Raw genomic sequence first — 21,065 nt, 5'->3', positions numbered from 1 at the left:
TTGCTTATGAAACTGCAGGAGCTTGCTTCCGCACTGCTCATTACCCATATACATGGCGATAAAGACACGGAGATCACGGGAATTGAGGCAGACTCTCGTAAAGTAAAACAAGGGGATTTGTTTCTGTGCATCCCTGGGCTGACAGCTGATGGTCATGACTATGCCCCCAAAGCGATTGCGCTCGGGGCTTCTGCGCTTGTAACAGAGAGAGTGCTGGACGTACCTGTCCCTCAACTAGTTGTGAAGGATGCGAGATATGCGATGGCTGCTCTTTCTGCGCATTTTTTCGGATACCCAAGTAAAGAACTTAAGATTATCGGCATTACGGGGACGAATGGTAAAACGACATCTACGTATATTTTAGAGAAAATCATGGCAGATCAAGGCAATGTGACAGGCTTAATGGGTAATATTCATATCAAAATTGGCGATGACTACATAGAAAATAAAGCGACGAATACACAAGAAGCTTTGGAACTGCAACGTATTCTAAGGAAAATGGCTGACGCCGGGACAGATTATTGTATCATGGAAGTCTCTTCTCATGGTCTTGCTATGGGTCGAGTGAAAGGGATACAGTTCCGGTCAGGGATATTTACGAATCTGACACAGGATCATTTGGACTATCACAAAACAATGGAGGGCTATGCGGCAGCGAAAGGGCTGCTGTTCTCACGACTTGGGAATGGTTTCTCGGCGGATCCGAGTGCTCGTCAATATGCGATCCTGAATGCGGATGATGAAGCTTCAGAGACGTTTCATCGCTTAACAGCTGCCCAAGTGATTACGTATGGGATTGAGAACGATTGTGATGTGCGTGCTTCCGACATTCGGATGACGTCCCAAGGAACTGAGTTTCAGTTGCATTCTTTTGCAGGAGAAACTTCTATTCACATGCAGTTGGTAGGGAAATTCAATGTGTACAATGTGCTTGGGGCGATCGCTGCGGCCTTGGCTGAAGGCATTCCACTGGAGGCAATCCGTGCGAGCGTAGAGCGTATCGCAGTCGTAGAAGGCAGAATGGAAGTTGTTAACGAGGGCCAGGATTATCTGGTCTTGGTTGACTATGCGCATACGCCTGATGGTTTGGAGAATGCTCTTTCTACGGTAAGTGAATTTGCTGAAGGTAAGATTATTACCGTATTTGGCTGTGGTGGGGATCGTGATAAAACGAAGCGTCCTCTCATGGGGAAAGTAGCAGCCCATTATAGTGATCTTCTTTATGTGACGTCGGATAATCCGCGAACGGAAGATCCAGACGGGATATTGGCAGATATTGAGCCAGGGCTCAAAGAAGTTAATTACCCTGCAAATCAGTATATTTTGTTGGCTGATCGTAAAAAAGCGATACAAAAGGCTATTGAAGGGGCAGGCCCTAAAGATGTAATATTGATAGCGGGAAAAGGCCACGAAACGTATCAGGATATCATGGGTGTCAAGCATGATTTCGACGATCGTTTGGTGGCTAAGGCTGCGATAAAGGGGAGAACACAGTGATCCAGCGTACATTAGGTCAAATAGCAACGATGCTCCACAGCGAGGTGTCGGGTGTTCATGGTGACATTTTGATTAAGGGAGTGTCTACGGATACGCGTTCGATTCAGGCTGGCAGTTTGTTTATCCCGCTAATCGGAGAGAATTTTGATGGTCATCAATATGCGCAAGATGCGTATCAAAAAGGGGCTGCGGCTATTCTCTGGCAAGCCGACCATGGTCCGGCGCCAAGCGATATCCCTTGTATTCAAGTTGATAATACACTTGAAGCTCTTCAGGGGTTGGCCAAAGCTTACCGCCAAGCGCTCTCCGTGCGCATTATCGGTATAACCGGGAGCAATGGGAAGACAACAACCAAAGACTTGGTTGCAGCTGTCCTAGGAAGCACTTACAAGGTTCATAAAACAAAGGGAAACCTGAATAACCATATTGGTTTACCGCTCACGCTCCTGCTGCTTGAAGAAACGACGGAATTTGCCGTCGTAGAAATGGGCATGAGTGGACGCGGCGAAATTGCTTTGCTGTCTGAAATCGCAGAGCCAGAAGTTGCCATCATCACCATGATCGGTGAATCGCATATGCTTCAACTTGGTTCAAGAGATGAAATTGCTCGTGCCAAGGCTGAAATCGTGACAGGTATGCCTGCCAATAGCTTGCTCATCTATAACGGGGATGAACCTTTGATTGAGCAAGCATTAAGTGAACTGGCGCTGCCGACAGGCTTCAAGCGCGTTCGTTTCGGCCAAGGCCACGATAACGATCGTTACCCAACGGCTATCCGAATGGATGCGGATGGTGCTTATTTCACCATCAATTCCCCTGGATATGCGGAATTGTTTATACCTCTGCTTGGCACACACAACGTCGTGAACACGCTAGCGGCTATTGCCGTCGGCGAGACCTTCGGCGTCACGCCAAGTGCAGTTGCAGCGGGGCTTCGCGCGCTGCAGATGACAAGCATGCGCATCGAGAAGCTCACGGCAGCCTCTGGGCTGACCGTGCTTAACGATGCGTACAACGCCTCCCCCGCCTCGATGCGGGCGGCGATTGCCCTGACCGAGCAGCTGAGCGGCTTCGGTCGGAAGTTCCTCGTGCTCGGCGACATGCTGGAGCTTGGCGAGCACGAAGAGCAGTTCCATCGCGGCATTGGCGCGATGTTGTCCCCGGAACGTGTAGACTACGTCTTCACGTTCGGGCGTCTTGGCCGCTTCATCGCGGATGAAGCGACTAACGCTTTTCCGCAGGCGCAGGTGCGCGCCTACGACGACAAGGCGCAGCTCGCGGAGGAGCTCGCAGCGCTTGCAAGCGCCGAGGATCTCGTGCTCGTGAAGGGCTCGCGCGGGATGCGCCTTGAGCAGGTTGTCCAAAGTTTATTAGCCTAATCAGCTAATTCGTTTGCAATACATGAAATCGAGTGACGGAAATGAGCAGGGGGAACCAACGTGGAAAACGCGGTATTATTAACAATGGGTGTGGCATTTGTGCTTGCGCTAATCATGGGGCCATTATGCATACCTATTTTGAGAAGGATGAAATTTGGACAGCAGATTCGTGAGGATGGCCCGCAAGGACATCTCAAGAAGCAAGGTACACCAACGATGGGCGGCGTCATTATTTTACTCGCGCTTTCCTTGGCTACACTTCGTTTTGCTGATAAAAATACAGATTTACTCATTTTATTAATAGCTTCCTTAGGTTATGGACTTGTTGGTTTTCTTGATGACTATATCAAAATTATTTTCAAGCGTTCCTTAGGGCTTACAGCGAAACAAAAACTTTTTGGTCAATTATTGATTTCAGCTATTGTCTGTTATTTACTCGTAATGCAAGGACACAGCACAGATATTTATGTGCCATTTGTATCGTATCATTTGAATGCAGGCTGGTTGTACTTTCCGTTAATGGCCATTTTGATGCTAGGCGCTTCGAATGCCGTTAACTTTACAGATGGCTTGGACGGCTTGTTAGCGGGGACAAGTGCAATTGCATTTGGTGCTTACACGATCATTGCCATGAACAATACGCAGCCAGAAGCAGCTATCTTCTCCGCAGCCATGGTTGGCGCTGTGCTTGGATTCCTCGTCTTCAATGCGCATCCAGCCAAAGTCTTCATGGGTGACACGGGCTCATTGGGAATCGGAGGCGGACTTGTTGCCGTGGCCATCCTAACGAAAGCAGAACTCCTTCTTGCTATTATTGGCGGAGTATTCTTAGTTGAAATTTTATCCGTCGTGATCCAAGTTGTTTCTTTCAAAACAAGGAAGAAACGTGTGTTCAAAATGAGTCCAATCCACCATCACTTTGAATTGGTTGGATGGTCTGAGTGGCGAGTTGTTATTACTTTCTGGGTCGTAGGTCTCGTACTTGCTCTGCTCGGATTATATATGAATGAGGTGTTGTAGAACATGAAGCATCCGCGGGATTATCGTGGACTTGAAGTGATCGTACTTGGCTTGGCTCGCAGCGGTGTCGCTGCAGCTAAGCTTTTTCATCAAAAAGGAGCTCTCGTCACTGTCAATGACAAAAAGGAACGAAGCGCGTGCCCTGAAGCCGACGAACTGGAGGCTCTGGGTATTTCTGTTGTATGTGGGTTTCATCCGGAGTCCCTTGTACATGAAGGGGTTGCGCTAGTTGTTAAGAACCCAGGAATTCCCTATTCGGTAGATCCTATTCGAAGAGCAGAACAGCTGGGAATTGAAGTTGTAACCGAAGTTGAGGTCGCCTATCAATTTTGTGAAGCACCAATTATCGGGATTACAGGCTCCAATGGGAAAACGACAACAACTACGCTTATTGGGTTAATGCTGGATTCGGCAGGTTTGAAGCCTGTGGTAGCCGGAAACATTGGCCGTGCTTTAACGGAAGCAGCACCTGAGGTGACTGCTGAGAATTGGATGGTTGTTGAATTAAGTTCTTTTCAATTAAAAGGGACAACAGCATTTCGTCCAAACATTGGCTTGCTGCTGAATATTTACGAAACACACTTGGACTATCATGGCTCTATGGACGATTATGTCGCTTCGAAAGCTAAGATTTTTGCAAATCAAACGGAAGACGATACCGCTATATTGAATTGGGATCACGACGTATGCCGCCGACTCATGCCTAATTTAAAGGCGAAACAATTTCATTTCTCAAGGGAAACTAAGCTTGATTATGGCGTGTATTTGGATGGTGAGACGAACTGTCTGGTGTATGCGAACGGGCAGGGTGCCATTCAAACCATCATGCCAGCTTCGGACATGGGCATACCAGGCAGCTTTAACGTGGAGAATGCGCTGGCAGCCGCTGCAGCGGCCATTACAGCTGGTGTATCCCTAGACGTGATTGCTCAAGTATTACGCAGCTTTCGGGGCGTAGAACACCGTCTCGAGCTCGTGAGAGAGCTAGAAGGTGTAACCTTTTATAATAACTCGAAAGCAACGAATTCCTCGGCTACAATCAAGTCGATTGAAGTTTTCGAACAACCGGTTATCCTGATTGCCGGCGGTTTAGATCGCGGTTCGGATTATATGGAACTACTGCCAACCTTCCGCGAGCAGATCAAAGGGGTTGTCACATTAGGGCAAACGAAAGAAAAAATCAAGCATATTGCCGAATTGGCAGGGATTAGCAAGGTACAAACCGTCGATACTGCTAAGGATGCTGCGGACGCGGTTGAACAAGCCGTTCAGCTTGCTTGGCAAATGAGTGAGGGAGGAGACGTAGTTCTTCTTTCACCCGCATGTGCAAGCTGGGATATGTTTCCATCCTTTGAGGACAGGGGACGCATGTTTAGGGAGTCCGTGCATAACCTTTAAGTAGGGCTTATCCAACTTGTATAGGGAGGCCCACAACTGACAAAGAGGTGTCTGTAATGGGTAAAGCACGCTCCGCTCCTGACATTTGGATTATTATTCCGACCTTGCTGCTTTTGACAATCGGCGTTATTATGGTCTACAGCGCAAGTAGTGTACTTGCATTTCGTGAATTCGGTGATTCTTTTTATTATTTAAAAAGGCAGCTGATTTTCGCAGTTTTAGGCATTGTTGCCATGTTCTTTACCATGAACGTTGATTATTTAGTTTGGAAACGATTTGCGAAGTTAGCCTTGTTTGTTTGCTTTGGTATGTTGGTTATTGTACTGATTCCTGGTATCGGCGTTATTCGTGGCGGTGCCAGAAGTTGGCTGGGTATCGGTGCTTTCGGGATTCAACCTTCTGAATTTATGAAAATAGGGATGATTCTGTTTCTTTCCAAAATGCTTTCCGAAAATCAGTCCAAGATAACATTGCTAACCAAAGGGTTGTTGCCGCCACTAGGTATTATGGGGTTGGCATTCGGGCTAATTATGCTGCAGCCGGATTTAGGAACTGGGGTCGTGCTTGTTGGTGCCTCTCTTCTCATTATATTTACGGCTGGTGCGAGATTGCTTCATCTTTCCTATCTAGGTATGATAGGGGTTGCGGGTTTTATTGGTCTCGTTATTGCCGCACCCTATCGTCTTAAGCGAATAACTGCCTTTCTCGATCCTTGGCAGGACCCGCTGGGCGCTGGTTATCAATCTATTCAATCCTTATATGCGATTGGACCTGGCGGATTAGTAGGACTTGGACTTGGGATGAGTCGGCAAAAGTATAGTTATTTACCTGAGCCGCAAACCGATTTTATTTTTTCTATTATCGCTGAAGAGCTTGGTTTTATTGGCGGTACGTTGGTTCTGCTGCTCTTTACCATTCTAGTATGGCGAGGAATGCGTGCAGCGATTACGGCACCGGATACATTTGCCAGCTTAATTGCAGTAGGCATTATCGGCATGATCGCCGTTCAAGTTATTATTAACATCGGCGTAGTTATTGGCATGTTCCCGGTAACAGGTATTACGCTGCCTTTCATAAGTGCAGGGGGGTCGTCGCTGACACTCATGCTGACATCCGTCGGCATCTTGCTTAATATATCCCGCTATTCGAGGTGACAGGGGAATGAAGACAATTGTATTTACCGGAGGTGGCTCCGCAGGCCATGTTACCCCTAATCTAGCGCTGATGCACAAGCTGAAGCAGCTAGGTTGGGATGTTAAATACATAGGCTCGGCTACAGGTATTGAAAAAGAGATTATTGATCGAGAAGGGGTTCCCTTTTACCCGATTTCTTCTGGGAAATTGCGTCGATATTTTGATCTCAAAAATATAAAAGATCCATTCAAAGTCATGAAAGGTGTTTATGAATCGTATCGGTTACTTAAACGTTTGAAGCCCGCCATTGTCTTTTCGAAAGGCGGGTTCGTTTCCGTTCCAGTTGTTCTAGGAAGTCGTATGAACAATATCCCAGTTATTATCCATGAATCCGATATGACGCCTGGACTTGCGAATAAAATTTCCATTCCTTTTGCAACGAAAGTCTGTGTGACATTTCCTGAATCCCTTCCGCACATTAAGGGTGGTAAGTCTGTTCTTACTGGCTTGCCGATCCGTGAACATATGAATAGTGGTAAAGCAACACATGCGCTTCAGCTTTGTGATTTCCATACGCAGAAACCAGTGATTTTAGTCATGGGAGGTAGTTTGGGGTCGCAGGTACTGAATCAAGCAGTACGGGCTAACTTAAGTCGATTACTCCCGCAATTTCAGATCGTGCATTTGTGTGGCAAAGGAAATATATCGGAAGAGCATCTTTCTACCCGTGGTTACAAGCAATTTGAATACTTGAACGAAGAGTTGCCTGATGTGATGGCGATGACGAATCTCGTTATTTCGCGTGCAGGTGCAACGTCGATCTTTGAGTTTCTAGGTTTAGAGAAACCTATGCTGTTAATTCCGTTATCCCGTCAAGCCAGTCGAGGTGATCAAATACTGAATGCAGCGTCCTTTCAGAAGGCCGGTTATGCCGATGTCATTCAGGAAGAAGACTTAACCGCTGAGAAGCTTGCCGATCACGTCGAAGCGCTTTACAAGGAACGTGAGATCTATAAAGCAGCGATGCAATCACGTAATGAGAGTGATGCTGTAGCTGCTATCGTTAAATTGATTGAAACGCATAGCCATTCGTTGTGATTTTGTTAAACCGTATAGGCGATTGTCACACTCTAACCGATTTTACATAAACTACACTATAACCGTGACAGACACCTAAGGCTTCATAAAGTGAACAAGGAACGAAGAACGGCCGACTTCGCTCCCATCCTTATGAATGAAATGGAAGAACTTGTATGATCCAAATCTTACATCTCAACATTTCGCCCTACGTTCTGTGAAGGAGGTTTTCCCATGCAGAAGTTAATAGCCGACTTAAAGGCATCCAATATTGGCGAGATAAGAACGAATGAACGATTAGCTCCATATACCACTTGGAAAATCGGCGGTCCGGCTGATTGCTTGATTATTCCCCATTCCAAAGAGCAGGTAGCTGCTGCCATCAAGTTTCTTTATGAGCGCGGCGTACCTTGGACAGTAATTGGCAGGGGCTCTAACTTGCTTGTCGGAGATAAAGGAATTCGAGGTGTCGTGATTAAGTTAGGTCATGCGCTAGATACCCTCCGATTTGAAGGTTCGATGGTCTACGCAGGAGGTTCCTATTCGTTCATTAAATTGTCCGTACTCGCAGCCAAAGAAGGTTTGACCGGACTGGAGTTTGCTTCAGGAATCCCCGGTACTGTGGGAGGCGCCGTCTACATGAATGCAGGGGCTCACGGGTCCGATGTGTCACGCATACTCAAGCAGGCTGAAGTCATCCTGGATACAGGGGAATTGGTCGTTATGCAGGCAGAAGATTTACAATATGCTTATCGACATTCTATTTTGCACACATTGCCTGGCATTGTAACAGAAGCTGTCTTTGAATTACAGGTTGGAGACCGCAACGAAATCGCAGGGGCTATGGCTGCTTATCGTGATCGGCGTTTACGTACGCAACCTTTGCAATTAGCTTGCGCAGGAAGCGTATTCCGTAACCCCGAAGGGGGCTTTGCAGCAAAGCTCATCGAAGAAGCAGGCCTGAAAGGCAAACGTGTCGGTGGAGCAGAGATCTCTATGCTTCACGCCAATTTCATTGTTAACACGGGAGAAGCTACAGCCGAGGACGTTCTTACTCTTATCAACGAAGTACAGCTGATCGTAGAGCAATCGTACGGTATTAAGCTAGTACCTGAGGTTCTGGTAATGGGTGAGAGGTAAATCGGAGGTGGAATTTTGGAGAAGCTCGTTATCGAAGGTGGAAGACCTCTTACGGGAGCCATCCAGATACACGGCGCTAAAAACGCCGCATTACCCATATTAGCTGCGTGCTTACTTGCGAGTGGTACGCATACTTTGCACAATGTTCCTAATCTGCTCGATATCGACACCATGTTGCGTATTCTACGATCACTTGGTTGTCGAGCCGAGCAGCAAGGAGATACGGTAACCATTACAACATCCACAGTTCATTCCTCCCACATCCCCGAAGAATTGATGGGTCAGATGCGATCTTCCATCTTTCTCATGGGTCCGCTTCTCGCTAGATTCGGCAGTGTCACTGTGTATCAACCTGGTGGCTGTGCAATCGGCGAACGTAAAATCGACTTGCATCTCAAAGGTTTACAGGCTCTAGGAGCCGATATTGAAGAATTCTCTAATAGAATTGTCTGTTCTGCCGAAACCTTGCAAGGGAATGAGATCTTCTTGGACTTCCCAAGCGTTGGGGCGACAGAGAATATCATGATGGCTGCTGTGAAAGCAGAAGGTACGACAACGATTTATAACGCTGCACGCGAGCCAGAGATACAGGATTTGCAAAACTTCCTGAATGCGATGGGCGCTGATATAATTGGAGCAGGAACGGATACAATCACAATTCGTGGTGTCACTGCTTTAACTCCTTGCACGTACCGGATAATTCCAGATCGTATTGTTGCAGGAACTTTCCTAGTTGCTGCAGCGGCTACCAAAGGTAATATTACTTTGGAAAGAGTAAACCCTGCTCATTTAACATCGGTTATCCATGTGCTTAAGCGTGCAGGTGTTCAAATCATCGCAGACGGTGATATAATACATGTAAGCTGCAAGGCAAGACCCAAGGCAGTTGAACGTATCGTGACGTCGCCTCATCCTTCTTTCCCTACGGATTTACAATCACAAGTCATGGTACTTTTATCTCTAGCAGATGGACTAAGTGTGATGAAAGAAACGATATTTGAAGGTAGATTTAAGCACGTGGATGAATTGTCTCGGATGGGGGCAGACATACGCGTAGATATGAATTCAGCCTTTATCCGTGGTGTGCCGAGGTTGTATGGTGCTACAGTTGAAGCGACTGATTTACGAGCTGGTGCTGCTCTTGTAATTGCCGGTTTAGCTGCGCATGGCACAACGATCGTTGAGCAAATTCATCATATCGATAGAGGGTATGATAGGATCGAACATATGTTAGTCAGACTAGGGGCTTCTGTGCGTCGACAAGCGCCGGTTCCCAGTGAGTAATAGTTTGTGTGACAATCGCGTATCCCTTCCTGCATGCAGGAGGGGATTCACGATATTCATTGGTATCGGTCAAATGAATCGATATAAATATAATTAGGTGGTGCACCCTCTTGTCCGAAGATAACAAAGTACCAACGTTGCCAGTACCTAAGCCGCGTGCGCGTACGAATCGGAAGCTGCTCTCTTTTTTGATTATTTTTTTCCTAACGGTTCTCGTTATATTGTTTTTCCAGTCTTCACTTAGTCGAATTAGTCGGATTGAAGTAGAGGGGAATGTACTATTAGCATCTGACGCAATTGGACAAGCTACCCAAGTTGCAGTGGGTGATCATTTTTTTGCAGTGACCTCTAAGACGATTGAACAGCGGCTCTCTGGGATGCCTATGATCAAGAGTGCTGACGTGACCAAAATGTTTCCCGGTCTCATCCACATTCAAGTTGAAGAGTTTCCTAAAGTAGCATTTCAGATAGATCCTAACGGTAAAAAGCAAGCTGTGCTCGCAGATGGCAATGTGATTGATCTCCCAGCTGGCAGCGGTATTCCGCTCGACATGCCCATCTTGACCGGTTGGACGGATACAGATCCGAATAAAGCGGCGCTGTGTAAAGTGCTAGGAGAAATCCCGCAGAGTGCCTTGTCAGACGTATCAGAGATTAAGCCGGATCCATCGGAATCGTACCCTGACAAAATTAAGATTTACACACGCTCGCAATTTGAAGTCCATACAACCATTGCTTACCTGCCTGATAGAATTGATAACTTGCCGGGGTACATTGCTGGACTAGCGGAGGATCACATCTCTAATGGCGTCATCACGATGCTTGAAGTTGAATACCATACACCTTTCGCAACAAGTGGAGATTCTAAAGTAGATTCCAAAACAGATCCTAAGTCAACACCGAAATCTACGCCGAAATCTACACCAAAGCCATAACATCCGATATTGTGCCGAGATGTTTACAAAAAATCGTAGCAGAGACTACTCAATCTCTGAAAAAAATGTTAAAATTAGTTTTATGGTTAAATAGGCTCTATCTGCATACTCTATTTTTTCTTGTATTTACTAGACGAATTTGTTTGCATTTTACAACAGTGAAAAGAGAAGTTAAAGTTGGTTTTCAAATGCAAAAATAATGTAGAAAAAAGAGGGAATATGGCGGTTGTGTGGAATACGTATAGGAGTATTTGTGAAGATTTTGCAATTTTACCTAAGTTACAGGAGGTGCCAGGGGCTTGAGCAACAATGATATCATTGTTAGTTTAGACATCGGTACATCCAAAGTTCGAGCTATTATTGGGGAAGTTGTTAACGGAACCATTAATATAATAGGAGTGGGATCTGCCGAGTCAGAGGGTATTCGTAAAGGCGCAATCGTTGACATTGATCAAACTGTACATTCGATTAGAAGTGCTATTGATCATGCTGAGCGAATGGTCGGTATACAAATTTCCGAGGTTTACGTTGGAATTTCAGGAAATCATATTTCTCTTCAATCAAGTCACGGCGTTGTTGCTGTTTCCAATGATGACCGAGAAATCGGAGAAGAAGATATTGATCGCGTCATTCAAGCGGCAAGGGTCATCGCATTACCTCCCGAACGTGAAATAGTTGGAGTTGTACCTAAGCAATATTTGGTTGATGGGCAAGAAGGCATTAATGATCCACGCGGAATGATCGGTGTTCGTTTGGAAGTAGAAGCGACGATTATTACTGGAGCCAAAACGGGCATACATAATTTAATGCGTGTTGTGGAAAAATCCGAATTGAAGGTTGCAGGACTTATTTTAATGTCGCTTGCTTCTGGTAATTTGGCACTTTCCAAAGATGAGAAGGCAGTAGGGACCGTTTTAGTTGATATCGGTGCTGGTGCAACAACAATTGCCGTTTTCGACGAAGGTAATTTAGTTGCAACGTCAACGATTCAGATTGGCGGAGAATTTATCAGCAATGATATTTCGATTGGCTTACATACGCAGCTGGAAATTGCTGAGAAGATTAAATTGAAATATGGCTGTGCATCCGTAGATGATTCCGCACCTGATCAAGTGTTTAAAGTGACGAGAATGGGCAGCAATGTTGAAAAAGAATTCTCTCAAGTTGATCTTGCAAATATCGTTGAGCCTCGTGTCGAAGAGATTTTCCAATTAATTCGTGCGGAAGTTCATCGTTTAGGTTTCGGAAATCTCGCAGGTGGGTATGTACTTACGGGTGGAACTGTGTGTATCCCAGGTATTCTGGCGATTGCACAAGCTGAACTGGCTACATCTGTACGTATTGCAGTACCTGATTACATCGGGGTACGTGATCCTTCCTACACGAGTGGTGTTGGTATTATTCAATTCGTCTCCAAATACATGAAGAATCGTAATTCAGGTGTCACCAAAAAAGTGGCTGCAAAGACTACCAAAAAATCCTCCGATAGTCAAAAGCCAGGTTGGGTTGATCGAGTTAAAAATTTCTTCAGTGAATTCATTTAGTGAACGTTAAGTTAGGGGGATATGGCTCATATGTTTGAATTTGATATGGATTTAGATCAATTAGCTCAAATTAAAGTCATCGGTGTTGGTGGCGGCGGTAGCAATGCAGTGAATCGCATGATTGAAAACGGTGTTAAAGGTGTTGAATTTATTACCGTAAATACGGATGCACAGGCGCTTCATTTGGCCAAGTCCGTTCATAAATTGCAAATTGGCGATAAATTGACCCGCGGTCTAGGCGCAGGTGCAAATCCTGAAGTCGGGAAGAAAGCAGCAGAAGAGTCAAGGGAGACGATTCTGAATACGCTTCGCGGCGCAGATATGGTGTTCGTAACGGCAGGTATGGGCGGTGGTACTGGTACAGGTGCTGCTCCAGTCATTGCTGAAATCGCTAAAGAGGTAGGCGCACTAACGGTTGGTGTAGTAACGCGTCCGTTTACTTTCGAAGGACGTAAACGTTCTTTACAAGCAGAGCAAGGGATTGCTGCATTGAAAGAGAAAGTGGATACGCTCATTATTATCCCGAACGACCGTCTACTTGAGATTGTTGATAAGAAGACTCCGATGCTTGAAGCTTTCCGTGAAGCGGATAATGTTCTTCGCCAAGGTGTTCAAGGGATCTCAGATTTGATCGCAGTACCAGGACTTATCAATTTGGACTTTGCAGATGTCAAAACGATTATGACTGAACGTGGTTCCGCCCTTATGGGAATTGGGGTTGCTACTGGTGAGAATCGTGCGGCAGAAGCAGCCAAAAAAGCGATCTCGAGTCCATTGCTAGAAACATCCATCGAAGGCGCACGTGGTGTACTTATGAACATCACAGGCGGTATGAACCTCAGCCTGTACGAAGTGAATGAAGCGGCTGATATCGTGGCATCTGCTTCTGACATTGAAGTCAATATGATTTTCGGTGCTGTAATTGATGAGAAGTTAAAAGATGAGATCTTAGTTACGGTGATTGCAACTGGTTTCGAACATAAAGCGGCTCCTATCCATCAGTCTATCAAACGTCCGGTATCACCAGGACAACCAGAGACGTCTTCTGCTCCAGATAACCGCTTAAATAATCTTAAACCTTTTGGTGCACAACCTTCTAATGATCAATTAGATATTCCGACTTTCTTACGAAATCGCGGACGCAATACTGACAAATAATTACATAATAATTGTCTAGAGACCGAAGCCCTACTTGATGTAGAAGCTTCGGTTTTTTGTTGTTCTGTAAGTTTTTCGCCGATGGACAGGACCGCGTTAACTGACAAAAAAAGTAGCTTCCTACTAGCATGTTTAGACAGACTTTGAATTTGGAATCCAATATACTGATTTAGAAGCGGAAAGTTTCGTCATGAAATTGCTAGATAGTGCCGTTCTTGGAGGTGAGGCATGGCGTGGTTGTCTATGCAGATCTCATTTTCCTGTTGAACTTTCTGGTGGATGCAGCCCTACTTTTAGTCACTGCAAAAACGCGGAAAATAGCGTTCACCTGGTGGAGAATTGCACTTTCTGCAGCATTAGGGGCGTCTTATGTCGTTATGATGTTTTTGCCAGTTCCCACTTTGCTATTTACATTTTCTGTGAAATGTATGTTTTGTACAGGTATGATTATAACCGCTTTTGGATACGGTTCCTTACAAAATTTATTGCGGAATATGGGAACATTCTTACTCATTAATTTTGCTGTTGCTGGCGGGATGTTCGGTATTCATTATGTGCTAGCCTCTTCATCTGATGTTATGAAAGGAATCGTGTTTACGCAATCTGGCGTCGCCATGTTTCAATTTCAAATTGGCAGCATCGTGTTTGTGGCCCTGCTCCTGCTTCCACTTATCTGGTGGTTTAGAACAGTATTCCAGAGTAGTAAGCAGCGAGAAGTGATGACAACCTATTTGGCAGAGGTTACCATTCACATTGGGGATTTCATTGCTACTTGCAAAGGATTGATCGATACGGGGAATCAACTGTATGATCCTTTGACGCGCACACCTGTTATGGTTATGGAAGTATCGGAATGGGGAGATGTTCTGCCCGAGCAATGGCTGCAAAGGATCCGGTCAGCAGATGTGGATCAAATCATCAGCGGCATAGGCGTAGAAGAGTTTATTTGGCAGGACCGATTACGACTCGTACCTTACCGTGGGGTCAATCGCAACACACAATTTATGCTGGCTATTAAACCCGATAAGGTGGTGATTAACCATAATGAATCGCAGTTGGAGGCTACGAAGGTGCTCATCGGGCTTGATGGAGGAAAACTGTGCAGTGATGGTTCCTATCAAGCTATAATTCATCCCGCATTAATTCAAGCTGGTTAAAGATTGGTTCAGTCTTACAAAGTCAGTTTTCCATTGGAAAACGCAGCTTAGCTTACGATGAAAGTTTTGCTATGGCAAAACTCTTAGGAGGAAACTAACATGTTCTTGAAGTGGAAACTGCTTATTCAACTAACGTATTATCGTATATTAATGATGCTAGGACTCAAAGGTGAGGAAATCTATTACATAGGTGGTAGTGAAGCATTGCCACCGCCGCTTACGCGTGAAGAAGAAGAATACTTATTGGAAAAGTTACCATCCGGGGATGCGGCTATTCGCGCAATGTTGATTGAACGTAACCTGAGATTGGTTGTCTATATAGCAAGAAAATTCGAGAATACGGGCATTAATATTGAGGATTTGGTTTCCATCGGAGCGATTGGGCTTATCAAAGCCGTGAATACATTTGACCCCGAGAAGAAGATTAAGCTTGCAACATATGCCTCGCGCTGTATCGAGAATGAAATCCTAATGTATTTGCGGAGAAATAGTAAAATTCGAACAGAAGTATCGTTTGATGAACCGTTGAATATTGATTGGGATGGTAACGAACTTCTTTTGTCTGATGTATTAGGGACAGAGAATGATACTATTTATCGGAACATCGAAGAACAAGTAGACCGAAAGCTCTTACATAAAGCACTAGATAAACTTAGTGAACGTGAACGTATTATTATGGAGCTGCGGTTCGGATTGCAGGATGGGGAAGAGAAGACACAGAAGGACGTTGCAGATCTGCTGGGTATTTCGCAATCTTATATCTCTAGATTGGAAAAACGCATTATTAAGCGACTGCGCAAAGAGTTTAACAAGATGGTCTAAATTTTTTTTTTGGCAGTCCATGTCGAAATTGTTCAGGTGTCACGGGAGGGAGCGAGTAAGTACCCTTTTGTCAAGTGGCTGAGCAAGGGATGAGGCAGGAATAAATCGACCGCTCACGGGGATAATTAACAGTAATGTTTCTCCTTGGGAGGTAATCACGGTGACCCGAAATAAAGTTGAGATATGTGGAGTTGACACCGCCAAACTGCCTGTGCTGACCAATGCAGAGATGCGTGAGTTGTTCACTGACCTGCAAACTAAACAGGAACGAACTGCAAGAGAGAAATTGGTCAATGGCAATTTAAGGTTAGTACTGAGTGTGATTCAGCGGTTCAACAATCGTGGAGAGTATGTGGACGATCTCTTCCAAGTTGGTTGTATTGGTTTGATGAAAGCCATTGATAACTTTGATTTAAGTCAAAATGTCAAATTCTCGACCTATGCCGTACCGATGATTATAGGTGAGATACGCCGCTACTTACGAGATAATAACCCGATTCGCGTTTCTCGTTCCTTGAGAGATATTGCTTACAAAGCATTACAAGTTAGAGACAGTCTAACGAATCAAAACTCACGCGAGCCATCGATTTATGAAATTTCTGAAGCTTTGAATGTGCCCAAAGAAGATGTCGTGTTCGCACTCGATGCCATTCAAGATCCTGTATCGTTGTTTGAGCCCATTTATCATGATGGGGGAGATCCTATCTATGTCATGGATCAAATCAGCGATGAGCGCAATAAAGACATGTCATGGATCGAGGGTATCGCATTGCGCGAAGCGATGCATAAGCTGAATGCAAGAGAAAAGATGATACTTTCCATGCGATTCTTCGAAGGGAAGACTCAGATGGAAGTGGCCGATGAGATTGGCATTTCTCAAGCACAGGTTTCAAGGTTAGAGAAATCAGCGATTTGTCAGATGCAGAAACATGTGAAATCCTAATTTAAGTAACAAAGACTGGAACGGCTGAGGTAGACAAGCCGTGAAGGTCTTTTTTTGTTTGATAGGACATTTTGCCCATTAGGCACATATACTAATACAAATTCAGTACAAATTCTAATGAGATATGTGGTGATAGGCCTCATGAAAATATCTGATTTCCAGACGAAGGATGTAATTAATATTGTGGACGGCAAGAAGCTTGGACAAATCAGTGATTTGGAGCTTGACCTGCGCCAAGGACGAATCGAATCCATTGTAGTTCCGAATCAGAGTCGTTTTTTTGGACTGTTCGGAACAGGGACCGATGTCATTATTCCGTGGAAGCATATCGTAAAAATTGGTGCTGACGTTGTGCTTGTGAAGCTAGAGGATGTTCGGCCATATCGTCAAACGGACGAAACCGAAGGGGTGTATGAGTTTAATCGTCAGTTTCGAAATTGACGATTGACACACGGGGGAAGCTGGATCAGCCGTATAAGCAGCTGAGCAGACATCGTGTGTCTTTTTATTTTATGCTAAAGTAGAGATATACAATATGGGCTGGAGGGATTTACATTGGAACCATTTGTCTTAGAACCAACCATTCATTCAGACGAGGATCGTCCGGTCCTTTTACCAATAGCCTCTTGGATGTCATTATTTCCTGAGATTACGGCTGGCTTTAGCACACGTATAGGTGGTGTAAGTCAGGCTCCCTATTCAACGTTAAATCTCGGTCTGCATGTGAATGATAATCATGGCGATGTCGTACGTAATCGTGAGCGGGTTGCAGAGGCTATAGGGCAGTCATTTACTTCGTTTACATATGCAGAGCAGGTACATGGGAAAGACATTGCTATCGTCAGTTTAGACGAGCAAGGCAGGGGGCGTGACAGCAGAGAAAAGGCTTTGCAAGCGAAGGATGGATTTATAACTAAAGAGACAGACATCGTGCTCTGTGCGCAATTTGCGGATTGTGTACCGCTATTCTTCTATGATCCCGTCCAGCGTGTGGTAGCTCTTGCACATGCAGGGTGGAAAGGTACTGTGCTAAACATTTCCATGGCTACAATATCCTTAATGACACATACTTTTGGTAGTCGGCCTTCGGATATCCGAGCAGCCATAGGGCCCTCAATCGGCGTTTGTTGTTATGAGGTTGATCAGGCGGTTGCCTCGCGCGTAAGGTTGGTTTTTGATGAAACACAGTTATCCACAGAGGATCAAGTTGCAATTATCAAGGATAAAGGTAATGAGAAGTTCATGTTGAATTTGCAATTATTAAATCAGAAATTAATCGAGCAAGCAGGAATTTTGTCGTCCCATATCGAAGTAACTCAGTTATGTACGAGTTGCCGAACCGATCTTTTCTTTTCGCATAGAAAGGAAGGCGGTTCCACAGGGAGAATGGTCGCTTGGATCGGTCTTCGCTAACTGGAACTGGGAATGTGTTTGAATTGAGGTGTAGAGAGAATGAGCGTATTGGAACGCAAACAAGAGGTTGAAGCTCGGATAGCAACGGTATGTCGAGAGTCAGGTCGTCTAGAAAATGACATTAAGATTATCGCAGTAACCAAATATGTATCTTTGGAAACGACAGAACAAGTATTGAACACGGGTCTACAGCATATTGGAGAAAATCGTTGGCAAGATGTAAAACCGAAATGGGAAGCACTGCATGAGCGTGGTACATGGCATTTCCTAGGGCATTTGCAGACGAATAAAGTGAAGGATGTCATCGGCAAATTCGCTTATATTCACTCCTTAGATCGGATGTCCCTTGCAAAGGAACTGGACAAGCAAGCTGCTGGATTGGGGATAACCGTTAATTGTTTCTTGCAAGTAAATATTTCTGGTGAAGCTACGAAATATGGCGTATCGCCGCAAGATTTTTTCCAATTTGCAGAAGAGGTAAGTAAGCTTACTCATATTCGCGTCTGTGGTTTGATGACGATGGCGCCTTATGAGTTAGAATCCGAAGAAACGAGACCTGTTTTTCGTGGATTACGTGAGCTGCGGGACCAATTGAATGAACGAAGCGTGTTCCCTTATAAAGTGACTGAGCTATCTATGGGGATGTCAGGCGACTTCGATGTGGCTATTCAAGAAGGTGCAACGTGGGTTAGATTGGGTACTGTATTAGTAGGTAAAGAAGGCTAAAGGGCATTAGGAATAGGATTCCTATGTGTAGGATTTCGATAGGAGGGAAGCGTTATGGGTGTATATAACCGATTTATGAACTTTCTTGGTCTTCAGGAAGAGGAAGAAATCGTGGAGCGTGAACGGATTGTAGAAGCGACAGAAGAACCTGAAACCAATCCATATGAATTACGTAATAAAAATAAGGCGAATGTCGTCAGTATTCATTCACAGAAGAATTCACGCGTTGTCCTAAGTGAACCTCGCACTTATGAGGAAACACAGGATATTGCGGACCATCTGCGCGCTCGTAGAGCGGTTGTCGTGAATTTGCAACGAGTTCGCGGCGATCAAGCGATCCGAATCGTAGATTTCTTGAGTGGTACGGTTTACGCATTGAATGGGTCTATCTCTAAGCTTGGACCGAATATTTTTCTCTGTACACCAGACTCAGTAGATATTCATGGTCATATCTCTGAGATGATGGGCGAGGAATAGACGCATATCCCCAAACACATAGACAGAGGTGGGAAACAACCGTGGATAACGTTTACTCTTTTTTAAGCGTTTTGACAGAAATTTATTATTTCATGATTATTGGTTATTTGATCTTATCTTGGTTTCCAAACGCACGTGGCAGTTTTGTCGGTGGACTGCTTTCGAAGTTGGTTGAACCGTATTTGGCTCCATTCCGCAAAATTATACCAAGTATCGGTTTCATTGATCTATCGCCAATCGTGGCGTTGATCGCTTTGAAATTCGTTGTAATGGGTATCTTTGCCGTACTTGATTTCATTGTGGGGATTTTCTAGTCTTGACGAAAGATATTTATGGACATTTTCACCAAGACGAGCATCATTTTGTGGATAAGGCCTGGGATTGGGTAGAGCGAGCCGCGCAGCAACATGCCGTGAAATTAACCGATTTCCTCGATCCCAGACAGGCTTTCATTCTCCATTCACTCGTCAACCGACACCCGGATGTACATTGCCGATTGGATGGCGGCTATGAAGCAGCAGAGCGTAAGCGGGCTATTATCGCACCTGACTACCGCAACTTGGACAGTGATGACATGGCGATGGCTGTGTTAGCTGTATCCTCAGGTGATGGCAAATTTCTAACATTGGAACATGGAGATTACATGGGCGCCATTCTTGGACTCGGCATGAAGCGGGACAAGGTTGGCGATATTCATGTTATAGAGGGTGGCTGCCATTGCTTGGTAACTCAGGATGCAGCCGACTATTTGCATTTGAATTTGTCACAAGTACATAGAGTGCATGTCCAGACGGAATTGCTCTCTTTAGATAAATTGGAAGTAGCGCAAGTGCAACTTGATGAATTGCATCTATCTGTTGCCTCCATGCGTATGGATGGTATTGTGAGCGATGTATTCCGACTTAGTCGGGCCAAAGTGTTAATACCCATTCAAGCCGGTCGCTGCCGTGTAAATTGGAAATTGGAAGAAGATCCGAGCAAGCCGCTTAAAGAAGGCGATATGATCTCCTTACAGGGTTTTGGTAGGTTTAAAGTGCTTGAAGTGGAAGGCGTATCGAAAAAAGGTCGAATTCGTGTGAAAATCGGCAAGTTTGCATGATCATGGAACATTTATCCACGAACCATGCAGGAATTGCTAATTTTCTGTCGAACTGAACTGTATAGACATGGGTGTAGGCTAGCTTTAGACAGGCTCAGCTTATGCTTACGAAGTCAGTTTTGCTGCGCAAAACGCTAAGGAGGGGCACTGATGCCATTAACACCGCTAGATATACATAATAAGGAGTTTTCACGTTCGTTTCGTGGTTATGATGAGGATCAAGTGAATGAATTCCTAGATCAAGTCATCAAGGATTATGAAGCGCTTATTCGTGAGAATAAGGATTTGCAGAACCAATCGATGGCCTTGCAGGAGCGTTTGGATCATTTCACGCATATTGAAGAATCGTTGAGCAAAACGATCATCGTAGCTCAAGAGGCTGCTGATGAAGTTAGAAGCAATTCCAAGAAAGAAGCTCAGTTAATTCTGAAAGAAGCGGAGAAAAATGCGGATCGGATCATTAACGAATCTTTGACGCGTTCTCGCAAAGTAGCTCTTGAGATTGAAGAACTCAAGAAGCAAGCTTCCATCTATCGTACGCGCTTTCGGACATTACTTGAAGCACAGCTTGAATTGTTGAACACAGAAGGCTGGCAAAGTATGCAGTTTGAAAGTAAGGAAGAGTAGGTTAGGTGTTGTAGGACCTTATCATATTGACTATGCCTGCCAGATTGGGTATACTCCTGATAAAAGTATCGCAATAAAGCTATGACTGGAACGAGTAGGGCGTTATGAGCAGTGTCAGCGAATTAGGGTTGTGGTGTGAGCCTAATCTCTGCAGCGTACCGAATATCCCCCAGGAGCGTCTCTTGAAACCTAGTAGGGAGAAACGGGTCATGCCGTTACACATGATCGAGTGAAG

General features: G+C 45.0%; 21 protein-coding genes and 1 other annotated feature (1 of these 22 only partly in view). All 21 genes read left to right on the top strand.

Annotated features, from left to right (window positions below; all coding sequences use genetic code 11):
• Window positions 1-6: 6 nt before the first annotated feature.
• The 21 genes from AC58PV_RS20565 (at window position 7) to AC58PV_RS20465 (ending at window position 20,830) form a co-directional block, all read left to right on the top strand.
• Window positions 7-1,497, top strand: a complete 1,491-nt coding sequence (locus tag AC58PV_RS20565; protein ID WP_497434230.1) for a UDP-N-acetylmuramoyl-L-alanyl-D-glutamate--2,6-diaminopimelate ligase — start codon at window positions 7-9, stop codon at window positions 1,495-1,497.
• Window positions 1,494-2,876: a UDP-N-acetylmuramoyl-tripeptide--D-alanyl-D-alanine ligase gene (locus AC58PV_RS20560; protein WP_497434229.1), complete on the top strand. Its 1,383-nt coding sequence runs from the start codon at window positions 1,494-1,496 to the stop codon at window positions 2,874-2,876. Before AC58PV_RS20565 ends, AC58PV_RS20560 begins: the two co-directional genes overlap by 4 nt.
• Before the next feature lie 84 nt (window positions 2,877-2,960).
• Window positions 2,961-3,896, top strand: a complete 936-nt coding sequence (mraY, locus tag AC58PV_RS20555) for a phospho-N-acetylmuramoyl-pentapeptide-transferase (protein ID WP_497434433.1) — start codon at window positions 2,961-2,963, stop codon at window positions 3,894-3,896.
• A 3-nt stretch (window positions 3,897-3,899) separates the two neighbouring features.
• Entirely contained in the window at window positions 3,900-5,294 is a 1,395-nt protein-coding gene (gene murD, locus AC58PV_RS20550) for a UDP-N-acetylmuramoyl-L-alanine--D-glutamate ligase (RefSeq protein WP_497434228.1), read from the top strand.
• Window positions 5,295-5,350: 56 nt separating this feature from the next.
• Window positions 5,351-6,448, top strand: coding sequence for a stage V sporulation protein E (gene spoVE, locus AC58PV_RS20545; RefSeq protein WP_497434226.1), 1,098 nt, complete (start codon window positions 5,351-5,353; stop codon window positions 6,446-6,448).
• Window positions 6,449-6,455: 7 nt separating this feature from the next.
• Entirely contained in the window at window positions 6,456-7,526 is a 1,071-nt protein-coding gene (murG, locus tag AC58PV_RS20540; RefSeq protein ID WP_497434225.1) for an undecaprenyldiphospho-muramoylpentapeptide beta-N-acetylglucosaminyltransferase, read from the top strand.
• A 213-nt stretch (window positions 7,527-7,739) separates the two neighbouring features.
• Entirely contained in the window at window positions 7,740-8,645 is a 906-nt protein-coding gene (gene murB, locus AC58PV_RS20535; RefSeq protein WP_497434224.1) for a UDP-N-acetylmuramate dehydrogenase, read from the top strand.
• A 15-nt stretch (window positions 8,646-8,660) separates the two neighbouring features.
• Entirely contained in the window at window positions 8,661-9,929 is a 1,269-nt protein-coding gene (gene murA / locus AC58PV_RS20530) for a UDP-N-acetylglucosamine 1-carboxyvinyltransferase (RefSeq protein WP_497434222.1), read from the top strand.
• Window positions 9,930-10,039: 110 nt separating this feature from the next.
• Complete coding sequence (locus AC58PV_RS20525; RefSeq protein ID WP_497434221.1) at window positions 10,040-10,864, top strand: cell division protein FtsQ/DivIB; 825 nt, start codon at window positions 10,040-10,042, stop codon at window positions 10,862-10,864.
• Between the two features lie 299 nt (window positions 10,865-11,163).
• Window positions 11,164-12,408, top strand: coding sequence for a cell division protein FtsA (gene ftsA / locus AC58PV_RS20520; RefSeq protein ID WP_068670692.1), 1,245 nt, complete (start codon window positions 11,164-11,166; stop codon window positions 12,406-12,408).
• A 30-nt stretch (window positions 12,409-12,438) separates the two neighbouring features.
• Window positions 12,439-13,566 (top strand): cell division protein FtsZ, encoded by a 1,128-nt coding sequence (gene ftsZ, locus AC58PV_RS20515; RefSeq protein ID WP_068670690.1) that lies wholly within the window; start codon window positions 12,439-12,441, stop codon window positions 13,564-13,566.
• Window positions 13,567-13,799: 233 nt separating this feature from the next.
• Window positions 13,800-14,723, top strand: a complete 924-nt coding sequence (spoIIGA, locus tag AC58PV_RS20510; RefSeq protein WP_497434220.1) for a sigma-E processing peptidase SpoIIGA — start codon at window positions 13,800-13,802, stop codon at window positions 14,721-14,723.
• Between the two features lie 99 nt (window positions 14,724-14,822).
• Complete coding sequence (gene sigE / locus AC58PV_RS20505; RefSeq protein ID WP_068670686.1) at window positions 14,823-15,545, top strand: RNA polymerase sporulation sigma factor SigE; 723 nt, start codon at window positions 14,823-14,825, stop codon at window positions 15,543-15,545.
• Window positions 15,546-15,705: 160 nt separating this feature from the next.
• Complete coding sequence (gene sigG, locus AC58PV_RS20500; RefSeq protein ID WP_056612640.1) at window positions 15,706-16,488, top strand: RNA polymerase sporulation sigma factor SigG; 783 nt, start codon at window positions 15,706-15,708, stop codon at window positions 16,486-16,488.
• A 141-nt stretch (window positions 16,489-16,629) separates the two neighbouring features.
• Complete coding sequence (locus AC58PV_RS20495) at window positions 16,630-16,929, top strand: YlmC/YmxH family sporulation protein (RefSeq protein ID WP_497434218.1); 300 nt, start codon at window positions 16,630-16,632, stop codon at window positions 16,927-16,929.
• 114 nt (window positions 16,930-17,043) lie between these two features.
• Window positions 17,044-17,901 carry a peptidoglycan editing factor PgeF gene (gene pgeF, locus AC58PV_RS20490; protein WP_497434217.1) on the top strand — a complete coding sequence of 286 codons (858 nt, stop codon included), beginning with the start codon at window positions 17,044-17,046 and terminating at the stop codon, window positions 17,899-17,901.
• Between the two features lie 39 nt (window positions 17,902-17,940).
• Window positions 17,941-18,627: a YggS family pyridoxal phosphate-dependent enzyme gene (locus AC58PV_RS20485; RefSeq protein ID WP_497434216.1), complete on the top strand. Its 687-nt coding sequence runs from the start codon at window positions 17,941-17,943 to the stop codon at window positions 18,625-18,627.
• Between the two features lie 54 nt (window positions 18,628-18,681).
• Window positions 18,682-19,104, top strand: a complete 423-nt coding sequence (locus tag AC58PV_RS20480; protein WP_056612633.1) for a cell division protein SepF — start codon at window positions 18,682-18,684, stop codon at window positions 19,102-19,104.
• Between the two features lie 41 nt (window positions 19,105-19,145).
• Window positions 19,146-19,418 (top strand): YggT family protein, encoded by a 273-nt coding sequence (locus tag AC58PV_RS20475; protein WP_157256863.1) that lies wholly within the window; start codon window positions 19,146-19,148, stop codon window positions 19,416-19,418.
• A gap of 2 nt (window positions 19,419-19,420) precedes the next feature.
• Window positions 19,421-20,203, top strand: coding sequence for a YlmH family RNA-binding protein (locus AC58PV_RS20470; RefSeq protein ID WP_497434215.1), 783 nt, complete (start codon window positions 19,421-19,423; stop codon window positions 20,201-20,203).
• A gap of 150 nt (window positions 20,204-20,353) precedes the next feature.
• Entirely contained in the window at window positions 20,354-20,830 is a 477-nt protein-coding gene (locus AC58PV_RS20465) for a DivIVA domain-containing protein (protein ID WP_497434213.1), read from the top strand.
• Between the two features lie 72 nt (window positions 20,831-20,902).
• Window positions 20,903-21,065: a binding site (T-box leader), on the top strand; it runs 85 nt beyond the window's last position.

This window comes from Paenibacillus sp. J22FR83, from assembly GCF_059691955.1.
The sequence above is the reverse complement of the archived record's forward strand: the minus strand, read 5'-3'. Positions and strand labels throughout refer to the sequence as shown.